Origin of the sequence: Anoxybacteroides rupiense, from assembly GCF_014196195.1 — a bacterium.
Taxonomy (GTDB): domain Bacteria; phylum Bacillota; class Bacilli; order Bacillales; family Anoxybacillaceae; genus Anoxybacteroides; species Anoxybacteroides rupiense.
In genome coordinates, this window is sequence record NZ_JACIDF010000026.1 from 1 (window position 1) to 1,467 (window position 1,467).

General features: G+C 35.9%; 2 protein-coding genes. Both read right to left on the bottom strand.

What is annotated here, in order from left to right; genetic code table 11:
* Positions 1-61: 61 nt before the first annotated feature.
* Positions 62-274: an RHS repeat-associated core domain-containing protein gene (locus GGQ95_RS18120; RefSeq protein ID WP_236546405.1), complete on the bottom strand. Its 213-nt coding sequence runs from the start codon at positions 272-274 to the stop codon at positions 62-64.
* Between the two features lie 675 nt (positions 275-949).
* The coding region (locus tag GGQ95_RS18125) for an RHS repeat-associated core domain-containing protein (RefSeq protein ID WP_280528813.1) at positions 950-1,467 on the bottom strand (518 nt) is incomplete at its 5' end.

Here is a 1,467-nt window from a genome sequence, read left to right on the forward strand (position 1 = left end):
GCACCTGCAACAGTCCGATACAATGTGGTTAATCCACGATTCCCATCCGGATCCACCAGCATCACCGGATTATCATTCGCATACGTATACGCATTGCATTTTGAGTGATCGGATCGTCTTTGTCTCCCGGATCTCGATCTCTCGAAAGAAACCTCGCCGTCTCCGGATCGTAATACCGCGCTTGCAAGTAGTACAGCTTCGTTTCCCTATCATAATAATATCCTGCATACCCTAGCAGCTGTCCAGCAACAGCTGTGTCTTCGGAAACAGACAAAGCTTTACCCTAGGGATCATAGGGATAATTGCGACAGTCAGGCCATCTTCATCAAAAATTCGAACTACATCACCACAGTAGCTCGCAAATGCATAGAGTTAGTTATCGAATTTTTATCTCTTCTAACTGTTCATACATAGGATTTTTATTAACATCCATTTTACGGTAAACATTATATTTATTGGGACACCTTAACAAAAATATATTTTCATACACGGCATTATCCATAGCCACTGATAATCAAATAGTTTCTTCGTTTCCTGTATAAAAAAGCCCTCCCTTTCATTCGGTTATCTCGATGTATAAAAATAAAAAACTTTTCGAGCACCAAATTATTGGGAAGGCTAATAAGGTTATTCCAATGTAATGTACCCCATTACTAAAGCGGATAATAGGCAAGCAACAATAAATACAATATTTTTTTGTATATTAGAAACTGTATAATTTTTTTTTCCTATAAAATCTATGATACGGAGTATTAATAAGAATATTATAATCTTAAAAAATAATGTGATTTTTCCTATAACACTAATATCATAAAATTTTTGGGAAGTTAGAGCCATGTTGTAAAATAACCAAAAGAAAATACATAAAACTACGAAGTAACATATGAGCAATTTAACGAGTCTTCTCATAATGATAATAACCCTCAACCTCAAAATGATCCAATATTGATTATTTACGATATTTATTGTAACCTACAATAGTATAACCAGTAAATAACGCAAGATCGGTCCACCAAAAACTAAGTGTAGTGATTCTCCGTAAAACAACTTTTGTCCCTATTTTTCTTGCTTGCTTCTTCACTATGTTAAGAATTTGATTTTTATACCCTCTTCCAATTAGTATTTTATTAAGGGCCTCTCTAAACACAGTATTTATAGCTTTTCCTGCTTTATACCCTTTTGCTATCTCTGTTGCAATTTTATAAATTTTATCAGCAATTGCTACACTCCCAGCCACAATTTTATCCGCAGTCGCCCAATCAAAATATGAAGCAAGCCAACCTTTTAAGCCGTACTTTAATGCATATTTTATTCTATCAATAGAAATAGCAAACTTCCCATCCGGATCCACCAGCATCACCGGATTGTCATCCGCATACGTATACGCATTTTGAGTGATCGGATCGTCTTTGTCTCCCGGATCTGGATCTCTTGAGATAAACCTCGCCGTCTCTGGATCATAATACC